Origin of the sequence: Thermomonas beijingensis, from assembly GCF_020034655.1 — a bacterium.
Lineage (GTDB): Bacteria > Pseudomonadota > Gammaproteobacteria > Xanthomonadales > Xanthomonadaceae > Thermomonas > Thermomonas beijingensis.
The window spans coordinates 255,607-276,991 of the sequence record NZ_JAIQDJ010000002.1; the positions used below are offsets into that span (position 1 = coordinate 255,607).

The window sequence follows — 21,385 nt, forward strand, 5'->3', positions numbered from 1 at the left end:
AATGTCAGCCGTTGAGATTGCCCAATGATTTGGCGGCGTTGCCGACGGCCTGAGTTGCCCCGGCGATGGCTGCTTGCGCGCCGGCAACGGCCTGGTTGGCGGCAGCTGCGGCCGCAGAGGATGCCTGTGTGACAGCAGCCTGAGCATTGGAGATTGCCCCCTGTGCTGCCTGGCCGGCACTGGTAACCGCTTCCTGCGCGGCGCCCTGCGCTGAATTGAGGGCACTTTGTGCAGCACCATTGAGGGCTTGTTGGGCCTGCTGTGCAGCCTGGTTAGCTTGGGCAAGCGCTTGTTGGGCCATCTGATTGGCTTGCTGTTGCGCCTGTTCCGCAGCGTGCTGAGCGGTATCCAGAGCTTGTTGTGCGGCATCGCCAGCCTGCTGTTGCACGGTATCTACCACCGCCATCGCTTTGTCAACGCCATCATTAACGGTGTTGTTGACTTGATCCCGCACCGAATTCACGGTGGACTTGGCTTGATCGATGGCGGTCTTGGCGGTGTCACGCACAGTTTGCTGTGCTTGTTGCACCGCCCCCTTGGCGGTGTCAATCGCTTGGTGCGCGGCTTGGTTGGCGGTGGCTTGCGCGTCGTCCAGCGCAGTCATTGCTTGATCCATCGCATCCAAGGCTTGATCGGCCAAGGCGTCGGCTTGGTCCAGCATGTCATCGGCCTGATCCAGTAGTGGGCCAGCAACATTGTTGAGTGCGTTGACCGCATTACCCAAAGCGCTATTTGCTTGTGCTGCACGGCGAGCAAGTGCATCGCGTAGCGCATTGACATACGGACAACTGGACGAAGGTAGATCAATCGGCAGGTTGGGGAATGAAGCCGGCAACGCATCCAGCGCACCGCGCACCTCCCCCAATGCGTCGTGTGCGCGATCGAGTACTTCGCTACGGGCTTTCTGCAAGGCATTGGTGGCGGCATTGCGGAGGATTTCCTGCGCATTGTCGATGGCACCGTTGGCGGTATCCAGTGCCTGGTTGACGCCGTTTTCGATCAAATCGCTGGCCCTGTCGACCATATCCATGGCGCGGCCAATTTGCTCCTGAGCGGCTTGTTCGGCCGTATTCATGGCGCTATCTAGAGCTTGATTGGCGGTATCCAGCGCGCCTTTGACCATCGTCTTGGCTTGCTGTTGTGCCGCATCCACAGCCGCATGTGCTTGCTTCAGAGCATTTTGTGCCGCGGCCCCGGCCTGCTCGCGTGCTTGGGTCAATGCCGTATTGGCTTGCCTCAACGCATTGTTCGCCATGTCGTTGGCGGCATTGCGAGCATTGTCCAGTGCGGAATTTGCTTGCTGCAGTGCCCCTTGTGCTGCATTACCGGCTTGGGCAATTGCTTGTTGCGCAGCTTTTTGTGCTTCGGCAACCGCGCCATTGGCGGCACCTGCGGCGGCAGTGGCTGCATTGGAGACGGCAGTCTGAGCTTCACCAATCGCGCCTTTTGCTGCGTTGGCCGCCTGCTGCGCAGCGGTATTGGCGGCTTGCTGCGCTTGTTGCACGGCTCCGCTTGCAGCCGCACCGATACTGGATAAACCTTCGGACAAGGATTCGAACATGTTCAGCCTCCCTGCGCGCGTCGGAAATCACTGTAGGCAGCGGCAGTCCACATTTCAATCAGCAAGGCGCGATCCATCTGGGAGCTGCTGCGATCTGCAAGGATGCCAACAATCGAGGGGTCACCCGCTACTCGATCATTGCCAAACAGCGAGCAGGCAAGGGCGTAGGATGCGATCGCACGTTGCGTTTTCAGGCCTTCTTTTTGGCAGTGGGCAATTACGGCATCCAATTCGGCATCCAATTGATCAAGCTGCAGCGGAGCTTTGCCACCAAGGTGACGGTTGAGGAAATCCGCCAGATTATTGCGCAGCTGGGTATGGCCGATCGTTGACAGTTGCTTGCGGTCAAGCTCGAGCATGATGCTTGCGCTCCTAGGCTGCGGCAGAGAGCGGCAGGGGGGCGGAGGCCTGCTGGTTGTCACGTGCGAAGTACAACGCTTGATTGGTATCGCGTGACTCCACGTAGCAGCCGTGGATGGGGCCGAAAAATACTTTGTGCTGCTGTTTGTCGAAGGTGGGAACCACTGTGCGGAACGCACGTGGATCATAGAATCTGAACAACATGGATTCGCCACCGGGTGCGGCGACCCGCAAGATGCGGCGCAAATGCGAGCGTAGCGAAAGCATGGTGGTATCGGCATCAGTTACCAAGATGATCCCCCAGTGCGAGTTCCAGCCATCGCGCAGGACAAGCTGGGTACCTGGCGAACCATTCCGTAGTGGAACCAGATAGGGCGCGGCAGCTGCCAACATGGGATCCAGCTCACCGGAAAACAGGCACATGGCCTCTGGGGCGTGTTGTTGCAACAGAGCTGGCAGGTCATCAATGCCAGCACCATCCAGCACCGCAAAGGCGGGGCGCCCTTGCCCGAAGATTGCGCGTTGCAGTAGTTCAAACTGTCCCTGACCAATCACGAAGACGTTTCCGTTGTGCGCTGTTGTGCGGAAGGTGCCCGAGTTGTCATCGCCCCTCCCCCAGGGTGCGACGCTTCCGGGATACTCCTGTTGAATACGCAAGGTTGTGCCGAATCCGGACATGCACACTCCATTAACTTCAGAACGGGCTTGAGTAGCCAATGGATTCGGTCGCCGATTCAAGCGCTTCCAGTGCATGGCGTGCGGCTTCACATACGGCACAGAACGGCTGTTTCTCGCGGTGTGCGTTGCGCAGGCCCTGCGCCTGAAGTTGCTGCACGGGGTCGTTGATCTTGCCGGCTGTGTTCTTGATGGCCTCAATGGCCTTTTTCGGCTTGTCGGCTTTCTCGGCTTTCTTGGCTTTCTGGGCTGACAAGCCGCTACCACCCGAGTTGATCATCACCATCGTGCCGGTGATCATCACTCCGGCGGCACTGAGCATGATCGAACTGCCACCGGCCTTCAGGCTGAGGACAGCACCCGCCTCGAGTACCAGGTTTACGCCTGCTTTGACGTCGATATTCACGCCCGCCGACACGGCAGTGTTGACACCTGCGGTCATGTCTACGTTCATGCCGGCCGTAAGCGCCATATTCATGCCAGCATCAGTGTGATGGTTTGTGCCAACGGTTAGGTAGTGCTCTTGCCCCACGGTGACAGCCTGATTCAGGCCGATGGAGTGGGTTTGGTTTTTACCGACGTCCAGATCAGCGTTTTCACCAATCGATTCGATGCGGTTCTTGCCAATGGTGAGATTGCAATCCACGCCGATGTTTTCAGTGCGGTTATTGCCGGTGCGCAGTTGCAAATCTTTTTGCGCATGCACAAAAATCTCTTCGCTGTCCTTTTTGTCCTCGAAGCGCAGCTCGTTGAAACCGCCACCGCCCTTGGAGGACAGCGTCTTGATGGTGGAGCGGGTGGCATCGGTTGGGAAGTTGAGAGGGGGGGGGTTCTTGCCGTTGTAGACACAGCCCACTACCAGTGGGAGGTCGGGGTTGCCCTCCAGGAAGTCCACTACCACTTCCATGCCGATGCGTGGCATGAACATAGTGCCGTAGCCGTTGCCGGCCCACAGTTGTGCTACCCGAACCCAGCACGAGGCCTTGTCGTCAGTGGTGTTGTTGGCTCGGCCGCTGACCTTGCGATCCCAGTGAAAGCGCACCTTGATACGCCCGGCTTCGTCGGTGTAGATCTCGTTGCCAGACGGGCCCACCACGATCGCTGTTTGCGGGCCGCGCACCAGACCGCGCGGAGTTGTGATTGGCGCACGATACACATGATCATGCTTTTGTAAGGTGAATGTGTTGCGGTATTTGGCGCCGTCGAAATTGCCCATCAAGTTGTTATTGCCACGATGCTGCACCGTCAGCACCATGTACTCGATGTTGAATTCATCGCGCGTATGATCTTCAAGTTCGAATACATGGCCGGGGGTGAGCTCGCGCACTTGGCTTTCGCCGGAGTAGCTCATATGGCTGGCTTCTTCCGACTCCATCAGGATTTTTGCCAAGTGCTTGCCAGACGGCGATTTGCCTTGCGCGTCAAAGCCGCCGTAGTAGCGGTAGCGCTCGGTATCTACATCGCTGCCTATTTTGAGCAGGGTGGGCGTGTTTTCGCTAAGTACGGCTTTGTTCTTGTAGTCCCAATCGGATAGCGTGGCCTTGCGGGTGCGGATCTGTTGGTCGGACAGCAGTTTGCGGATTGCATCGGCACCTGCCGCATGGCCAGAATGATGGTATGGAATGCGCGAAGGGATCAGCTTCGGATTGGCGCTTTTATTGTCGGTAAACACCAGGATGTGCCGCGAATCTGCATCCTCGTTATGACGGAAATAGTAATAGATGCCCTCGCGTTCAATCAGGCGAGAAATGAAATCGAATGAGGTCTCGTTGTACTGCGTGCAAAACTCAAGCGAAGGATAGCTTTCGTTCAACTCCAACTTGTAGTCGTCATATCCGAATTCACCGAAGATGGTGTCGATGATTTCGGGCACCGACAGGTTCTGGAAGATTCGGCAGTCCTCGTTCTGGGTCAGGAACCAGAACCACGGCACGATGTCGCACTCGTAGCAGTAGATGTCTTGGTCTTTGGTGCCGGAGGCGGGCAGCGTGCCGGTGATGGCGAACCGCGACACATAACCGTTCCAGTGGCGCTGGCCATCGTTGTGGTGGGAGTCAAAGGTCTCGATACGCAAGATCGCACTTTTGCCGATGATGTTTTCCGGCTTGATGTCATCCCGCTCAGACAACAGCTTGAGGCGGAACTCGAAGAGCTTGGAGACCCCTTCCTGCCCGGACATTTCTTCAATCAGCAAGTCATCCTCCCCGTATTCCTTGGGGGTCAGAAAAAACATGCGGTTGCTGGTGGTGATTTTAGGCATGGCAGGATCGACCGTTGTCAACGACTATCGTCGTTGCATTTCACGCGTTGCAACATTCGTCCGAAGTGCTATGCAAGCGGGCGCAAACGGTGCAGTGCATAGGGCGAAGGGCGTAGGCCTCCGGTGAGCGGGTGCTTGGTACCCACGCTGCCATCCATGGCGACGCGGGCATGGGACGCATCCGGTCAGGTCACCGCATAGCTGAAGTGGCCGTCCTCACCGACGCCAATTTGGATACTGGCGATGCCGCTACCTTCGGCCATGCGCTCGAGAACATATCCGGAGACTTCGGGCAGCACGGTGCCGGTCAGGATGTTGTCGATATTGCGGGCGCCCGAATCCACCTCGGTACAGCGCTGGGCGATGGCATCTACCACCGCATCGTCGTATTGGAACGCGGCACCGTGATTGGCTTTGATCCGCTTGCCGATCTTGTTGAGCTTCAGGCGCACGATCTTGCGCATGTTGTCATCACGCAGCGGGTAGTAGGGCACCACCGCGGTACGGCCCAGGAACGCCGGTTTGAAAGTCCGGTTGAGTTCGGGCTTGAGCAGTTCGTTGAGATAGTCAACCGTCGGCAACTCCTCGGACTCGTTGCAGGCCTGCATCACCAAGTCGGTGCCGGCGTTGGAAGTGAGGATGATCAGGGTATTGCGGAAGTCGATTTCGCGGCCTTCGCCGTCTTCCATGCGGCCCTTGTCGAACACTTGGAAGAACAGCTCCAGAACGTCCGGATGGGCTTTTTCGATTTCATCCAGCAATACCACCGAATACGGCCGACGCCGCACGGCTTCGGTCAGCACGCCACCTTCGCCGTAGCCCACATAGCCGGGCGGGCTGCCCTTGAGACTGGAGACGGTATGCGCTTCCTGATATTCGGACATTGCAATGGTGATCATGCTGCGCTCGCCACCGTACAGCGCATCGGCCAGTGCAATCGCGGTTTCGGTCTTGCCTACACCGGAAGTGCCAACCAGCAGGAACACGCCCTTGGGCTTGTCCGGGTCTTCCAAGTTGGCGCGTGAGGTGCGCACCCGCTGGGCAATGGCGTCCAGCGCATGGCTTTGGCCGATGACACGTTCTTCCAGCGATTCCTTGAGTTTGAGCACAGTCTGGATTTCGTCGGCGACCATGCGGCCGACAGGAATTCCGGTCCAGCCCGCGATGATCTGCGCGACGGCACCGGAATCCACCACCGGCAAGATCATCGGCTCAAAACCCTGCAGGGCTTTGAGATCACTGCGCACTGCATTGAGTGTGGCCACCGCATCGGCGCGGGTGGGGTCATCGGCAGCCAGTGCCTCCACCTTGTCCAGTTCGGCGTGGATCTTTGCAACCAGCTCTTTTTCTTGTGCAAAGCGGGCTTCGTCTGCAGCCAGTGTGGCGCTGAGCCGGGTGCTTTCTTCACTGATTTCGGCAAGCCGCTTGCTGTGGTCGGTACCACCTGCGGCTTCTTTTTCAAGCTGGGCGCGCTCAGCCGCCAGTACATCCAAGTGCCGGCGGGCATCTTCGATTTTGGCCGGCGTTGCGTTTTGCCCGATGGCGATTTTGGCGCAGGCAGTATCCAGCACACTGACCGCCTTGTCCGGCAATTGGCGGCCCGGGATAAAGCGCGAGCTGAGCTTGACCGCTTCGGTGATGGCTTCATCGAGGATACGCACCTTGTGATGCGCCGCCATCGCCTGGCCCACCCCGCGCAGCATCGATATCGCCTTGGCATCGTCCGGTTCATCCACCTTGACCACTTGGAAACGACGGGTCAGGGCCGGGTCTTTTTCGAAATATTTCTTGTATTCGCTCCACGTGGTGGCCGCAATCGTGCGCATTTCGCCGCGTGCCAATGCAGGTTTCAGCAGATTGGCGGCGTCGTTCTGGCCAGCTGCACCGCCGGCACCAATCAAGGTGTGCGCTTCGTCGATGAACATGATGATCGGCGTGGTGCTGGATTTGACTTCATCAATCACGCCTTTCAGGCGATTTTCGAATTCGCCCTTTACCGACGCGCCGGCTTGCAACAGGCCCAGGTCCAGCGACAGCAGTTCCACGCCCTGCAATTGTGGTGGCACATCGTTGGCGGTAATGCGCAGCGCCAAGCCTTCTACGACTGCGGTTTTGCCGACGCCGGCTTCACCGGTGAGAATCGGGTTGTTTTGCCGACGGCGGGTGAGCACGTCGATCATCAGGCGAATTTCAGAATCGCGCCCCAGCACCGGGTCGAGTTTGCCTTCGCGCGCACGCTGGGTCAGGTTGACGCAGTACTGATCCAGATTGGGGGTCTTGCTGGGGCGGCCACCGCTGGGTGCTGCACCCGGCATGCTGGCATCACCACCACTCATTGCGGTGCCGGCATCGCCCAGGGCGCGAGCATCACGTGCCTCAGAGGATGCTTCGGTAAGTGCGTGGAAGTTCTTGGTCAGGGTTTCCAAGTTTATTTTTTCCAGCGAGCGTGCGCTGACACTCACCAAACGTCGCAATTCGGCATCCGCCAGTAGCGCCACCAGGATGTGTCCACTGCGGATCTTGGCCTCACCAAATTCGATGGATGCCCAGCCCCAAGCGGCTTCAAACAATTTTGGCAACATGGCAGACAGCGCCGGCGTGCGCTGGTTGCCGGTCTTGAACCCGTCGAGTGCTTTGCCCAGCTCGCGCTCCAAGGCTTCGGGCGCTATTTCGAATTGACGCAGGATGCGGCGGATGTCGGTATTTTCCACCTCCATCAATTTCACCAGCACATGTTCGACTTCCACTTCGTAATGCCCGCGCGACATGCACAGGCCTGCTGCGCCCTCCATCGCGCCGCGCACAGTGGTGTTCAGTCGCGCGATTAGCGCACGCAGGTTCAGTGCCATGATTGACCTCCCATTGCAGAAAAGTGAAATTCGCAGTCGTTGGCCGGCAGCGGGTTTTGACGCCCACGCAGCCATGTGTTCCAGCCCAATTGCGGGCGGTCGTCGCCAAGCGTACCCAGCCGCAGCGGCGGCACTTGATCGGCCGTCAGCGAGAGCTGCACACGTAGATCCAGCGCCAACCCAGTGAGGAAACGGGTGAGCTCCATCACATCGGACAAACGCGACCCACGCGGCAGCAGCGCATTGAATTTGCTGCGTGTCAGGGGGCCAATGCTCAGTCGTAAAGTGGTTTGTCGATCCCAGTAGTGGCTGCCCAGCACGCAGCCATCACCCAGCTGGTGGCCACGCACGCCAAGCCGGGTGCGCGCCTCGCGGGTAATGGGTTGCCAAGTGCCTAGGCAGCCGGTGGTCTGCACAGGCGCACCCACCACGGCGGAGAGGACTTGCGCAATCGCGCGTTCGCCATGCGGGCGTTGTGCGATCAGGCCGGAGAAATACACCATCGCCGCCCCCGGCAATGGCTTGGTTGTGTTGGCCGTACGGCGATTCGGGTGCAATCGTGCCTGCAAGGCAGGGGTGCCCAGGCCGACGACGTGTTCCAGATAGCGCAGTACCGAATTCTGGAAGCCGAATTGGCGGCCAATTTCAGGGCGATGTTTGGCCCAGGCCAACCAGAACAAGGCCACGATGCGATGGTTGAATAGATCCAGGAACTCCTGCGCGCTGTTGTCGCGGCCAACGCGGCGGGCAATCAGCAATTCGGTATAGCTGCGCGGCAATACACCCGATGGCCCGGTCAGGCCAATGAAATTAACGCACAGGCGGGTGTTGTTGTCACCCACCTGGATGGAATGCAGTTCCGAGGGCGGAAATGCCAGTGACGCCGGGGTGATGAAGCGCAACGGGCCCGGGCGTGCGCCGCTGCCACGACCATCAAACCCATTGGCGCTATACAGCAGGCGCACAGCTTGGAAAAAGCCGAAGCGTCCAGGTTGTGCTTGCAAGCGCTCCATTGCCGGCCGCATCGGATCCAGATCGACATAGTCCTGATGCGCATGCGCAGTCAGAGTGGTGTATTCGCTGCTCATATCAGCGGCAGACTCCCACTGCGTGGTGCGAACTGCACCATCCAATCTTCGCGCTGCTCGGTACGCACACTCAGGCGTGTGTATGAATTGGCGGTGCAATACAGGGCGAAGAAGCGATCCAGGATACACGCCATGAGATATACGCCAGAACCGACGTATTGATTTTCATCGAAGGTCAATTCGATTTCGGTGCCGCGTACAAATGCTTGCCGCGGTGCGCGCCCGATGCGCGTTACCGATGGGTGGCCTGCGACATTGACGATGCCGGCAATCTGTTTGCGCAAAGTGCCCGATTCGGAGAAATTGTAGAGGTTCAAGATTTCAAGCAAAGCCTCACGACCACCATCGACGATGGATAGATGGTTGAGCGAGAGGTGCGAGATGAGTCGCCACTGATTGGCTTGGCGCATAGGCGCGCGCCAAGTGGCACTAGGCTTCTTGAGCATGCGCGCACCTGAAATGACGCCACCTTGTTCGGGTTGCAGCAGGCTGTCTTCGCCGCCAAATGGCAATTGTGAAGGCAGGTCACGATTGGTGCAGGTCAGGCTGACTGAAAGCGTATCGACCGACGGAGTATTGGGGTTCATGTCGCGATCCACCAAGCTCAGCATCACATCGGTTCCGTCATCATTGGGCAGCAGCGAGGGCCGTCGCTGCAGATACCAATAGTGGCCTTCGCCATCGTCATGCAGGGCATGCTGTACCGAATACGCCGGGTGGAATTCCACCGAATCATTGCCGGTGGGGCTGCGGCTGAATTTGCGCACCCAATCCACCGAATACACCTCCAGCCCCAATGGTCGACGTACGTCCGGGACAATCTGATACTCGTGACGCTCGTGCGCCAACCGGATGGGCTCGCCTTGTTGTTTGAATAGGTTGACCACCGGCGTGCAAAACAACCGGAAGGTATCGGCAGAGACCGTTTGTTCCAGCCGTTGCAGGCGCTCCGGGCGACCAAATGAGTTGAACTCGATGGCAATTTCAACTGCTTGTTTGAACCGCGAAAAATCCAGGCCGACAAGATCAACGAACAAGAATTTCTCGGGCAGGACGAAATATTCCTGCAGCAGCCGATAACCCAGGAATGAGCGTGGGTCGTAGTCCAGCAGTGCTTCGTCTTCGGCAAAGCCTACAGGCTGCAAAGCCGATGCCGGCAGGCGCACCGGTGCGACCTGTGGCTCGCCCTCGGGCGCGCGCAGGGTAATGCTGGCAGCAGAGTTGAGCAGCAATTCGTGCAGGGCATGCACTAGCGGGCTTTCGCCTTCCAAATACAGGCGCAGGCGTTGAATGGGCAGTTGCGAGAGTGGTTGCTGGCCGGTGGTTTCGATGCGCAAGCGCAAGGTTGCAACGGTGTCATTGCGAGTCACTGCAAACGCCGAGCGTTCGGCGGCCTCCAGCTGCGCTTGTGCAATTCGGATGGGCCATACATCCACCGCATATGCGGTGCGATAACGTATCTGCATGCCTTGCACCGGGCGGCTGAGCAATTGGCTATGGCGCGGTAGCTCCTGCATCTCGCTGATGTCGGTGCCCGGGGCGAGTTGCAGTTGGGCCACTGACATCGAGGGAACCGGACGCAAAAAATGCGGGTACAGCACCGACAACATCGCTTCGGTGATCTGCGGGAACTCGTCGTCGAGCTTTTTGTGGATGCGCGCAGTCAGGAATGAAAACGACTCGATCATCCGCTCAACGTGCGGGTCTTCGCAGACCTCACCTTCCATCTGCAAGCGCGAGGCGATTTTCGGGTACTTGGCCGCGAACTCCTTCGACAAACGCCGCAGGTAGGTCAGTTCGTTTTCGTAATACGGCAGCAGATCGTCGAGCATGGCGTTCCTGCAGCAAGGACCGGGCAGCGCGGCATGCGCCCCCGGCGATAGCACAGGCTAAATAGCCATCGACAAGACGGCCATTTGCCGGAAGGTGTATGCCATGCCGGCAAATGGCGTCATCGGGTTATTCCTCGACGCACAACTCATCATCAGGAACGGCACAATCACGCAGGCCCATCGGTGCACCACGGGTCTTGATGCCACTGGCGGCCGCACTGCCCGCAACCGATTTTGGCAGCAACAGCCACATTTGCACGGGTTGGTTGGTCGCCAATGCCATCTTGCCGGCCTTATCGCCAAAGCCCCAGAAGAAGTCGCCACGCACGCTACCGCGGATCGCGCCGCCAGTATCCTGCGCGAACATCAAGCGCCGCATCGGCGCACTGCTGCCCGGCTGGGTGCCGGAGATGAATACGGGTGCACCCAACGGCGTTGCGCGCGGATCCACCGCCATCGACCGGCCAGCACTCAGGGGCACGCCTAGCGCACCAATCGGGCCTTCCGGGCCATCACCGATGCGACGGAAGAAGACATAACTTGGGTCGGGAATACCGGTACTGGGTACCGCCACGCCACTACCCACCGCCTGGCCAGCGGCTTTGGCGCCCGCAACACCCTCGTATTGCGACATGTCTATACGTGGTGCGGATTTGTCGCTGCCGGTGGCTGCCGATGATTTGGAGGTTGCGGGTTTCGGGGCGCTCAATGCATCGGCAACGGCACTGGCATCGTCGGCTGCACTGTAATTTTCATTGGCCACGGGTGCAGTCAGCAGCAGCTGGATCATGGCCTCCACGGAGCTGGAATCCACTTTCCCCTGTCCGCCGCTCTGCCCACTCGAGGCGATGTGCGTCACTGGGCGGGATAACTTGGACTTGCCTTGTGGGCGGGGCTTGGCATGCGCAACCGGGGTGTTGCCGGCTGATGCGGTGCCACCGCCTTGCAGCGCAGCCACGATACGCGCCACTTCGGCATCCACCGCACTATTGCCACCGGGCTTTTTCATGCCACGGGTGCCGCCGGGAATGTCGATTTCCAAGGGTTCATCCAGCCCGCGCGCCTTGATCGCCAGCAACATCGCATCGGTATCGCCGCGAGTGGCATTGGGCATGAACGGGTGGCCGTTTTGTTCGGCGTAGGCCAAGCGAATCAAGCCGCCATCCTTGAGTTGGATTTTGCCCGAGCCTTGAATTTGCATCGAATACAGCTTGTACGGATCGGCCACCCAAGCCAGTACCGGTGCGTTGATCCCGCTGGCATCGATCTGCTGACGGGTGTAGTAGGGGCGAATGGTGCTGCCATCAATGCGCACGCGGTAGCGTTTGTCGCGCGGGTTGGGTGCACCACCAGCCAGGTCAATGCGGTATTCGCGCGCGCCGGCTTCGCCGGTCTCTGCGCCACTCAATTGCCCCTGATCGGCTTTCAGCCAGCGGGTTTGCTGGCCGGCCACGGTGCGCGAATCAATCATGTACATGTCGCTGGGGATGCCGTAGATCGGATAGCGATAGGCACCCTGTTGGGTCAATGACCCGGAGATCATCGGCTCGAAATAGCCAGTCAACTTGCCGGTGGCGCTGCGCGTGGGTGTCAGCATCTGGTAGGCATAGAACTCGTCGTGCATGAATTGGCGCATTGCGGCGTCTTCACGTGGCAATCGCGCCAGCTTTGCACACAGCGGAGCCCACGCACTGCGCCGCTTCATCGCTTTGCAGTTGGTACTGAAATTGGAGTACATGTCGCCTAGGCTCTCATCCTCCCAGCCCGGGATTTCATCCAGCAAGATCGGGACATAGGCCGCATTACGGGTGGAGAATGCCGGCCCTAAATCGGGATTGGCGGGTATTTGTGGGGGCACGTCTTGCGCGCTTTGCGCTGCAGCAATCGTGCTGATTGCGATGCCAAGCATCAGCACGGGGCTGCGCAAGCGTGCAAACAGAGAGAAGTGGTGCGGGGTGGATTTGCTGCGCGTCATGAGCCATTCTCCACAGCCAAGATGGCCGTGCCGGTTAGCGCCAGACTGCGCCGTCCCTTTGATGCGGACAATACGGCAGATGCACTATGGCCGCAGGCGAGTCCATGCGCCCGGGTGGCTATAGTCCTTGCAACTTGCGGGATGCCACGACTGCTTCAACTCGATTGCGCACGTTCAAGGCGCGAAAGATGGCCGCCAGATGGATTTTGACCGTGCCTTCGCTAATCCCAAGGTCACGCGCAATCAGCTTGTTGGGCTTGCCTTGTGAAAGCAGGCGCATCACGTCGATCTGCCGTTCGGTCAGTAATTTTCGCAGGCCGTCAATCGAATGCGAGGGGCCACTTACAGCACTGGCTGGATGACTGGAGAGCGCACGCGTGTCGCCGGGGTGCCAGCCTTGTGCCTGTGCATTGGATAGTAAAAGCGGAGGGATATACACGCCACCGGCCAAGACCAACCGGATTGCCGACAACATCACATCCGGCGAATAGGCCTTGGGGATGAAGCCCAGCACGCCCAGGTCCATCAGCGCGCGCATCAACTCCACATCTTCCAATCCCGACAGCACGATGACCGGTAGTTTGGGGACTGCGCTGCGCAACTTTGCAACATGTTCGTGCCCATGTGTACCGGGCATGGTGATATCGATCAGGGCCAGATCCAAGCTATCGCCGTGGGTCTGGATGAGGCTTTCCAGTTCCTCGAGATTCATGGCGACCACAGTTTCGACAGCCGGGTCGAGTTCGGCCAGTTTGAGTTTCACACCTTCGATGATCAGGCGATGGTCGTCTGCCAACAGTACTTTCACGCAAATCCCCAACAGGCTGCGTCCAGTGGGGACGCGTTCCATAACCTAGCTGCAGGAGGCGCTGCAGACGCCCGCCAGCACTTTGCACGATAGTCGGCACAGGGAGTGCAGGGCAAGCAGCTTGTGCCGTTCCTATGGGATAGGCCCAACGACATATGGTTGCAAACCACATGCACACCGAAGAATGCTCAAGGTGCGCGCCATGTCAGGTGCCGCGAGTCTTGCTGCAATCATCCCAATGCCTGCTGACCCTGCAAAATATGTCGTGTTGCTGCCTGCCCGCGGGTTGGGAGGCTGTGCATTGGCTCTGTTGTTGAGTGGTGTGTTGGTGGGAGCACACGCGCAGACAGCATCGGTGCCGCTGCCACAGACCCGTGGCATCTCTGCACATGCGGCCAGTGAGGCTGCCACCGAGCAATTGCGACCAGCACAAGACGTACCTGCTGTCGCCATAGAGGCAGCGTCGCCGGTAACCATGACTGCACCAGTGGTTGAGCCAGCGACTGCGCCGGTGGCGCAGCCTGTACCCAGCATGGCGCAGGCGATGCGTGATCGCGGTGTGCTGTTCAAAGTCACCCCGCCGCCATCGGTGCCGTTGCCTGCGGAGCCCGTGGCAACGGACGCTGGCAACAAACCCGCAGCACCCGTGGTGCCTGCAGCGGTTGCGCCGGTGGGTGCCAGCTATGTGTTGGGGACCATCCATTTTGGAACACCGCAAGAGCAAGCCATCGACTACGACGTGTTGGGCAAGTTGATCGATGCGACAGACAACTTCGTCAACGAGGCCGATGTGAATTCAGCCTGGAAGCCGGAATTCGATGCCTATCGCTGGCTGCCCGCGGCAACCCCATTGGGAGGGATGATCGGCAAGGATGCCATGCTGAAGGCGCAGGCCCTGTTACCCGCAGTGCGGCCGCAGGACTTGCAGCGAATGAAGCCGTGGGCGGTGTTGGCGCTGCTGGAGGCACGCGGTGAAAGTGCCGGGGAGACCAGCATGGATGCACGCTTGCAACAGGTAGCAGGTGCAGCAGGCAAGCATCTGGTGCATCTGGAAACACTGGAACAACAGTTGCAGGCGTTGGATTGCGTGCCGGCGGCTGAACATGCCGCGGTACTGAATGAACGCCTGCAGAAGTCGTGGATATTGCGGATTGAGTCGGCTGAGGCGATGGCCTACTACCACAGTCGCAATTTGGATGCATGGTTGGCAAGTGTTGACCGGATGGACGGGCTCAGTGATTCGGCACGTGCCATTGAGCAACGGTCACGCATTTGCTTGCTGGAAGATCGCAACGCGCGCTGGATTGGGCCGCTGGAGACGGTGTTTCAGGATGCGCCCAGTTTCGTGGCAGTAGGTGCCATTCACCTGGTTGGTGCCGATGGCTTGGTCGCACGGCTACGTCGGGATGGTTATACGGTAGAAGCCGTACCGTTTTGATGCATGAATTACGTAATGTCAGTTGGGTGCATGTGTTGTTGAATGTTGGTTTGCAAAAGTAAAGGATCAATGGCATGGCTTTTGGCATGAGCGGAGACAGGCAGGTGCATTGGGGGCAGGGTGCATTCCTGAGCCCGCAACATTTGCAGGCACAAGATGCGTGGGCGCAGGCGTGCCGGCACGCGTTGCATTTGCGAGTAACACCGTTTCCGTGGGGCTTTGAGTCGTTGCGTATCCGTGAGGACGCCCTGGCCAGTGGCATGGTCGATGTCGAGCAGTTCACACTGGTCACCCGAAGTGGTGAGCGCTTGCGCGGTGGCAGCCTGGACACCGCCGGCGGCAACACCCGCGTGCCGCAACGCAATATTGCTGATATCCGGGTCAATAGCAGCGACCCGATCCCGCTGTTTTTGGTCTTCAACGCCGAGCGTACATTGCAGGGACTGTCGCAGCGTGAATCGGAGCGGCTTACCGCGCGTCACACTTTGGCGACCGATAATCTTGCTGACCCACACGACCCGCAGGCGCCAGAGGCAGCAGTGGATTTTCTGCTGTATCAAGCCAATCTGATCACCGGCGCGGATGAAAATGCCGAAGCCATCGTGCGTGGTTCCGATAGCTACAAAATCGCCGAACTGATGCCCGCCGGGCCAGGCAAATACAAGCTTTCGAACGACTACATTCCACCCGCCACCGCGATTTTAGCGGCAAGCAATTTGGCGCGTTGGACGCGCGCACTGCGGGACCTGCTGGTGTCGCGTGGGCAGGATTTTGCTGCAATCAAGCGTCAGCGCGGAATTCGTGCCGCATCCACCTCGGCGCAAGAGGTGATGCGCGTCCTGATGATGCAGACCTTTGCCCGCTTCATCCCGATGTTCCAGGAGCATGCACGGCTGAACACGGTATCTGCCTACGCGATGTATCAGGATTTGCGGCAATTGGTAGCGGAGTTTTCGGTATTTTCCGAAGACATCGGCTATTTCGGCGAGATGGCGGGCAATCCGCGTGACACCGAGCTGCCAGATTACGATCACGACGATTTGCGGCGCTGCTTCCGGATTGGGTTTGACCGCGCCGAGGTTCTGATCAAGGCGCTGACTGTGGGGGCCGAGGTCGGCATCACGCTAGCGTACGACGGCCGCTTCTATCGCGCCGATTTGCCAGTGAACCTGTTTGAGAGCGACAAGACCCGCTTCTATCTGGCGTTTGAATCCGAGCAGAAGGGGGCTGATTTGTTCGCACGACTATCGCGTACCGGCAAGATCGCATCGATGGACGAAATGCCACGCCTGCTGTCGGCGGCGTTGTTCGGGTTGAAAATCAATCTGCTGCCAGTGCCGCCCGAAGAGCTGCCGCAGAAGAGCCCCAACACCACGTATTTCCTGGTCGACACCACGCATCCGTTCTGGCAGATGATCAAAAACGGCCGCAACATTGCGGTGTTCTCGGATCTGCCACCGGATTCCACCGTCATCAAGCTGTTCCCGGTCGCGGGCCAGGAGTAAGCCATGGCCAGACTGCTCCAGCATTTTTCACCGGTTTTCACCTTTGGCTTGGCGTTGGATGAAAAGGTCAGCGCCAATCAGGCCAGCGATACGGCGATATCGGTAGCGACCCGTGCGCGTGAGTTGATCGAGCGTGCGAAGTCCGCTGCACTGGCCGATGGCAAGCGCCCGGAACAGGCTGATGATGCCGCGTTTGCGGTGGTGGCTTGGATTGACGAAATCATGGCGCGCAATCCAGCCTGGCTGACCAGCGGGGCCACACCGCTGCAAGTATCGATGTTCACCACCAACAATGCCGGGAACGAGTTTTTTACCCACCTGTCGATCCTCAAACAGGATCAGGATGAGGTGCGCGAAGTCTATTACCACGCGCTGTTATGCGGATTCGTGGGTCAGTATTACTACGAAAATGGCGATACCGGCGAGCTCGGCAAACTCAAGGAATTGCACGGTCGGCAACTGCCAATTGCCCCTGCACCCATCCATACGCTGCGCGAAGAGAAAATTACCCCGCAGCCCTATGGCGTGACCGATCCGTCCGGCCCCAAATTGCCGCGGCAATGGGATCGCGCGCTGTTGGCGATTGGTGCATTGTTGGCCCTGCTGATTCCAGTGGTCTACCTGATTTATATCTTGTTGGCCGCGCCCAAGCCGTCAATCACCGTGCCGGTACAGCAGGTGGTGGCCAAATTCGAGTGTGCGGACATCAAGGCCACGGTGGATGAAGACAAAGGCACCGTCAAACTCAGCGGCTATGTGTCGCGCCCGGATGATATGTCGACGGCTCGGCAACAGATCGCCGCGATTGAGGGTGTGAAGTCGGTGGATGCGCAATTGCAATTGCGTATCTGGCCGCATTGCGAGGTGGTGAAGCTGCTGGAGCCGTTCAAGGCGCGTAACGATGATAGTGGCCAGCATTTGGCGATCACACCGAGTACCGGGCATTCCGATCGCTTCATCGAAGGTGAAAACGTGATCGTGAAATTGCAGCAGCCCAATTACGACGGTTACCTGTATGTCGATTACTACACCGTCAATGGCGCAGTGGCGCACATCTACCCCAATACGGGTGAACCCAATAGCGGTCGGCTGTTGAAGGCGCTGGAGCAGTTTGAAGTTGGGGCCACCCCCAGTAAGACGTGGACAGTCTGTGCGCCGTTCGGGCAGGAGCTGATCACGGTGATTTCGTCACCGAAACCGCTCTATCAAGAAGCTCTGCCAGAGGTCCAGTTTGATGCCAAGGACTATCTGCCGAAGCTGCGACAGATGTTGGAGGCCAACCGTGGCAATGCCCAGTTGCTGGCCGCACATTTGTTCATGCAAACCGAACCCGAAACCGATCCCGCCAAAAAGCAGGCTGCACTGACCGCCTGCTCAGCACCCGAGGCCGCAGCGCCGCAACCGGAGGCCGCGCAATGAGCCCGCTGAGCATGATTGAAACGCTGTTCTCGAATATCGGCAGCATCTTCACGCGTATTGCCTACTTGTACCAACAGGGGTCGGATACGGCCAAGAAGCCTTGGCTGCGTCGCATCGTGGTGACTTTGGTGTTATTGGCGATTGTGGTCGGCTTGGTGTTTCTTGCCTTGGCCGTGTTGCCGCAATTGCCAATGCGTTTCTGGCAAGTATTGGGCTTGTGCGTGGTGGTGGCGGTGGTGCTGTGGTGGTTCATGGCTGGCCAGCGCAAGGCTTCGCTGAAAGGGCGTACACGCAAGCGTATTGGTGACTTGGGGCCTGCCAATGACGAGGAAGAGCGGGCCCCCGTCGCACGCATGACGGCCGCCATTACTGAGGCCAAACGCACCATTGCCCGCGCACCTGAGATGGCGCAGGGGCGCACCCCGTTGTATCGCATCCCGTGGTTCCTGTTTATCGGAGATGGCAGCGCCAATGTCGATGGATTGCTGCGTGCCGGTAGCGAAGTGTCACCATTCCCCGCATCCGACAAACCAGCCATGGACGCCGATGATGTCTGGCGCTGGTGGTTTCACAAATCGATGATCGCGATTGAAATGCACCCGCGTGTGGTGTGTGACTCCAGCGCGCGATTGGATCGTGGCTTGTGGTACCAGGGCTTGATGAAGCTGGCCGATGAGCGCGAAAAGTTGCCGCTCAACGGACTTGTGGTTGCGGTGTCCGTGCAGAGCTTGCTGGGGCCTGCCGATGCACTGAAGGAGACCGCCACGCGCCTGCGTCGACTTGTCGATGAAGCAATGGAGCATCTGCAGGTGCAGATGCCGGTGTACTTCGTGGTCAGTGGCCTGGAGCGCCTGCCCGGCTATGCGCAAATGCGCGCTACCTTGCCGGATGAAGCCTTCGCGCAGGCCTTGGGGCATCGCTTTACTGAAAGCGAAAATACCAATGCCGCCGCCAGCCGGCGCATCGACGAGGTGATTCAGCCGATCGAAGATCGCCTGCATGCCCTGCGGATGACGGCCTTGCGTGCGCAGCATGGTCCGCAACAGCGGCGTGCGGTATTTGACTTCATCGAATCGCTGCGGCAAGCACGCCCTGGGTTGGCCATGTTTGTCAGCTTGATGCTGGAGGACAACCCGTTCCAACGCACGCCGCGCTGGCGTGGCTTGTACTTTGCCGGTGCCGCCGATGCGGCGCATCGTAGCGGGGCGTTTGTTGCCGACTTGTTCACCCGCTTTTTGCCCAGTGACCAGCCATTGGCCGGAACCAGCTTCCGTGGCAATGCCGGGCGCATGGCGATTGCGGGTGCGGGGGTGTTGGCGATGCTGGGTCTGTCGGCCTCGTTTGCCTATGGCTTGAAGTCGGCACATCGTGATGATGCCGCGTTGTTGCAACAGACCCGCAGTGCCTGCTCTGAAGTTGCGCATAGCACGTCGACTGGACGCATCGAGTGGGTGGCCAGTTGTGGCCGCACCATCGAGGAGCTGGAAGCCGCGCAGGGCGATACGATGCTCAGTTTCGGTATTCGCCGTGCGGATTCGGATATCGCCAAGTTGCGGCAGCGTGTGGTCGATGACTTCGCCAATTTGATCCTTGCCCCCGAGGATCAGATGCTGGCAACCGACATCGACCAGCGGCGTGCTGGTATCGAGCATGTGCTGGCGATCACCCAACGCCTGCGGCTGCTGGAAGACTGCGATAGCAGCAATCCGGTATGTCGTAATCGCGAATTGAAGAACAACGTCAGCTTCGATGCCCGCTCGCGATTGTTCGCTCCCTTCGTCAGTGCCGACAACGATACGCGGCGAGATCGCAATAATGCCGATGCCCTGTTTGCCACCTATCTGGGTTACCTGAGGTGGCAAAAAAAAAACATACGTGAAGCCGAACATGCCCGTCTCGAAGGCTTGTTGACACGCTTGCTTGCCAATTACACGCCACGTGCCGCTGACCTGAAACAATGGGCTGATGCACGCGGCGTTGGCATGGATCTGGGCAGTTTCTGGTTGCCGCAAGGTGCTGTCGTGGGGACCGAAACCGGGCAGCTTGCCACTATTTCAAGTGCCTATACGCGTGACACTTGGGAAGGCGCGATAGAACCCATGTTGGCGACCTTGCGCAAGCAAGCGCCAGAGCGTGCTTCGCGGATTGATGACTTGCGCAATGCCTATTTCCAAGATTATTTCACGCAGTGGGAGAAATTCCAGGCACGCTTCGGTGATGGCATCACGCTGTGGCGTGGCCGGTATGAGGAGCTGCTGGCACGTGCCGGTGGCGCGGATAACCCGTATGCCCGTTTTTTCGTCGCAGCCCAGCGCAATCTGTACGAGTTGCCGTTTGACTGGCCGCTTGCGTCGCGCTGGGCTGCCACCTGGGCGCAGATGAAATCAAAATGGCTGTCGTCATGGCGGCCGTTTGGGCGGTTCATTGCCGATTCGTTCCGGTTTGGTGGTGAGAAGGTAACCCCACCTGTGTGGTTGCTCGCCATGCACGATAGCCAAGCGGTGGTCTTGAATCGACAGGATGCCGACTACGCACGTGCCTATTTGCGTCTGCAGGCCGAAGGTTCGGGTGAGGATGTCTATCAACTGGCTTCCGATCTGTTTACCAGCAAAGGCAAGGCTGACAAACCGCCAGCCAGTGACTACACCAAATTGATTGATGCGGTGGACAAACCCGCCGAAAAATACGCAACAAGCTTCAAAGGCGATGATCTTGCCGCATGGTCGATAGTGCAGGGGCCATCCAAATTATTGTTGTTTTTAACGGTGCACAAAGCCGGAACCTATGTGCAGCAGCGCTGGCGCGAAAGTGTGGTCAAACCGCTTTCGACATTACCGCCTGAGCAACAAGTGGATGCGCTGTATGGGCCGCAAGGGAAGTTGTCGGCCTTCGTCAACGATTGGCTAAAGCCCTTCATCACTGAAAAAGAACGTCTGCCGGTCAAGGTGGATGGCGTGGCTATCCCGCTGAGTGCTGCCTATCAGGGCATGGTGGCTGCCGAGCGCAAATTTCAGCCAGTGTTAGGAGATGTGGCACCGTTCCAAGCCGGCAGTTTCACTCTGACCCAGCCCAGTCAATTGGGGGCGTTGGATGAAGGGGCCGAGGGCACGGTGCTGGAAGTCGAGTGCCGCGAACGCGTGTATCGCGCAAGTTCGGCAGGCGCGTCATTGGCAGAGGCCACTGCACAGGTGTTCTGGTCCCCGTCCAGCTGCATGCAGGCGCGGATTCGCATCAGCGTGGCGGCCCCGGCGCCGAAGCAACCCGAGGCTGCCCCGGTGCAGGAGTTCGATCCTGCCACCAGTCAGATGCAGCCGGCAGCACCGATTGCCGCAGTACCCGAGCTGAGCCTGGTGCGGACTTATGCTGGGGTCGATGGTTTTGCTGCACTGATCAAGGATTTCGCCAATGGCGCGCATGCGTTTGGTGTTGAGGATTTCCGTGATAGCTACAGCCCGGCGCAATGGACGCAACTGCGTCCCAAGCTTGATGCCGCCGGGTTCCGTGGGGTGCGGGTGTTCCTGAAGGTGGATTTGTCGGACGAAATGAAACGGTACCTGGGCGCCAGCACGGCGCATGCCGAAGTGCCAAGTGAAATCCTTGAATAAGCCTGTTGTG

At 58.9% G+C, this 21,385-nt stretch carries 13 protein-coding genes; 4 read left to right on the forward strand and 9 right to left on the reverse strand.

Going from position 1 to position 21,385, the window contains the following annotated elements; genetic code table 11:
* Positions 1-4 precede the first annotated feature (4 nt).
* The 9 genes from K7B09_RS07025 to K7B09_RS07065 all read right to left on the reverse strand — a co-directional run bounded on the left by K7B09_RS07025 (position 5) and on the right by K7B09_RS07065 (position 13,450).
* Positions 5-1,561 (reverse strand): hypothetical protein, encoded by a 1,557-nt coding sequence (locus tag K7B09_RS07025; RefSeq protein WP_223628227.1) that lies wholly within the window; start codon positions 1,559-1,561, stop codon positions 5-7.
* Positions 1,562-1,563: 2 nt separating this feature from the next.
* Positions 1,564-1,920 carry a hypothetical protein gene (locus tag K7B09_RS07030; RefSeq protein WP_223628229.1) on the reverse strand — a complete coding sequence of 119 codons (357 nt, stop codon included), beginning with the start codon at positions 1,918-1,920 and terminating at the stop codon, positions 1,564-1,566.
* Positions 1,921-1,933: 13 nt separating this feature from the next.
* Positions 1,934-2,599: a DUF4123 domain-containing protein gene (locus K7B09_RS07035; RefSeq protein WP_223628231.1), complete on the reverse strand. Its 666-nt coding sequence runs from the start codon at positions 2,597-2,599 to the stop codon at positions 1,934-1,936.
* A gap of 16 nt (positions 2,600-2,615) precedes the next feature.
* Positions 2,616-4,856: a type VI secretion system Vgr family protein gene (locus tag K7B09_RS07040; RefSeq protein WP_223628233.1), complete on the reverse strand. Its 2,241-nt coding sequence runs from the start codon at positions 4,854-4,856 to the stop codon at positions 2,616-2,618.
* Positions 4,857-5,041: 185 nt separating this feature from the next.
* On the reverse strand, positions 5,042-7,705 hold the full coding sequence (gene tssH, locus K7B09_RS07045) for a type VI secretion system ATPase TssH (RefSeq protein WP_223628236.1): 2,664 nt from the start codon (positions 7,703-7,705) through the stop codon (positions 5,042-5,044).
* Positions 7,696-8,793, reverse strand: a complete 1,098-nt coding sequence (gene tssG, locus K7B09_RS07050) for a type VI secretion system baseplate subunit TssG (RefSeq protein WP_223628239.1) — start codon at positions 8,791-8,793, stop codon at positions 7,696-7,698. The genes tssH and tssG overlap by 10 nt, the downstream gene beginning before the upstream one ends.
* Positions 8,790-10,625, reverse strand: coding sequence for a type VI secretion system baseplate subunit TssF (tssF, locus tag K7B09_RS07055; RefSeq protein ID WP_223628241.1), 1,836 nt, complete (start codon positions 10,623-10,625; stop codon positions 8,790-8,792). The genes tssG and tssF overlap by 4 nt, the downstream gene beginning before the upstream one ends.
* Before the next feature lie 127 nt (positions 10,626-10,752).
* Positions 10,753-12,600 (reverse strand): MltA domain-containing protein, encoded by a 1,848-nt coding sequence (locus K7B09_RS07060; RefSeq protein WP_223628244.1) that lies wholly within the window; start codon positions 12,598-12,600, stop codon positions 10,753-10,755.
* Between the two features lie 118 nt (positions 12,601-12,718).
* A complete protein-coding gene (locus K7B09_RS07065; RefSeq protein ID WP_223628246.1) occupies positions 12,719-13,450 on the reverse strand; it encodes a LuxR C-terminal-related transcriptional regulator in 732 nt (243 codons plus the stop codon).
* Between the two features lie 196 nt (positions 13,451-13,646).
* Between K7B09_RS07065 and K7B09_RS07070 the strand changes: the two genes are divergently transcribed.
* The 4 genes from K7B09_RS07070 (at position 13,647) to K7B09_RS07085 (ending at position 21,375) form a co-directional block, all read left to right on the forward strand.
* Entirely contained in the window at positions 13,647-14,846 is a 1,200-nt protein-coding gene (locus K7B09_RS07070; RefSeq protein ID WP_223628248.1) for a TraB/GumN family protein, read from the forward strand.
* Positions 14,847-14,932: 86 nt separating this feature from the next.
* Positions 14,933-16,351 (forward strand): type VI secretion system baseplate subunit TssK, encoded by a 1,419-nt coding sequence (gene tssK, locus K7B09_RS07075; RefSeq protein ID WP_223628251.1) that lies wholly within the window; start codon positions 14,933-14,935, stop codon positions 16,349-16,351.
* Positions 16,352-16,354: 3 nt separating this feature from the next.
* Positions 16,355-17,770, forward strand: a complete 1,416-nt coding sequence (locus K7B09_RS07080; protein ID WP_223628253.1) for a DotU family type IV/VI secretion system protein — start codon at positions 16,355-16,357, stop codon at positions 17,768-17,770.
* Positions 17,767-21,375, forward strand: a complete 3,609-nt coding sequence (locus K7B09_RS07085) for a type VI secretion protein IcmF/TssM N-terminal domain-containing protein (RefSeq protein WP_223628256.1) — start codon at positions 17,767-17,769, stop codon at positions 21,373-21,375. Before K7B09_RS07080 ends, K7B09_RS07085 begins: the two co-directional genes overlap by 4 nt.
* Positions 21,376-21,385: the final 10 nt, after the last annotated feature.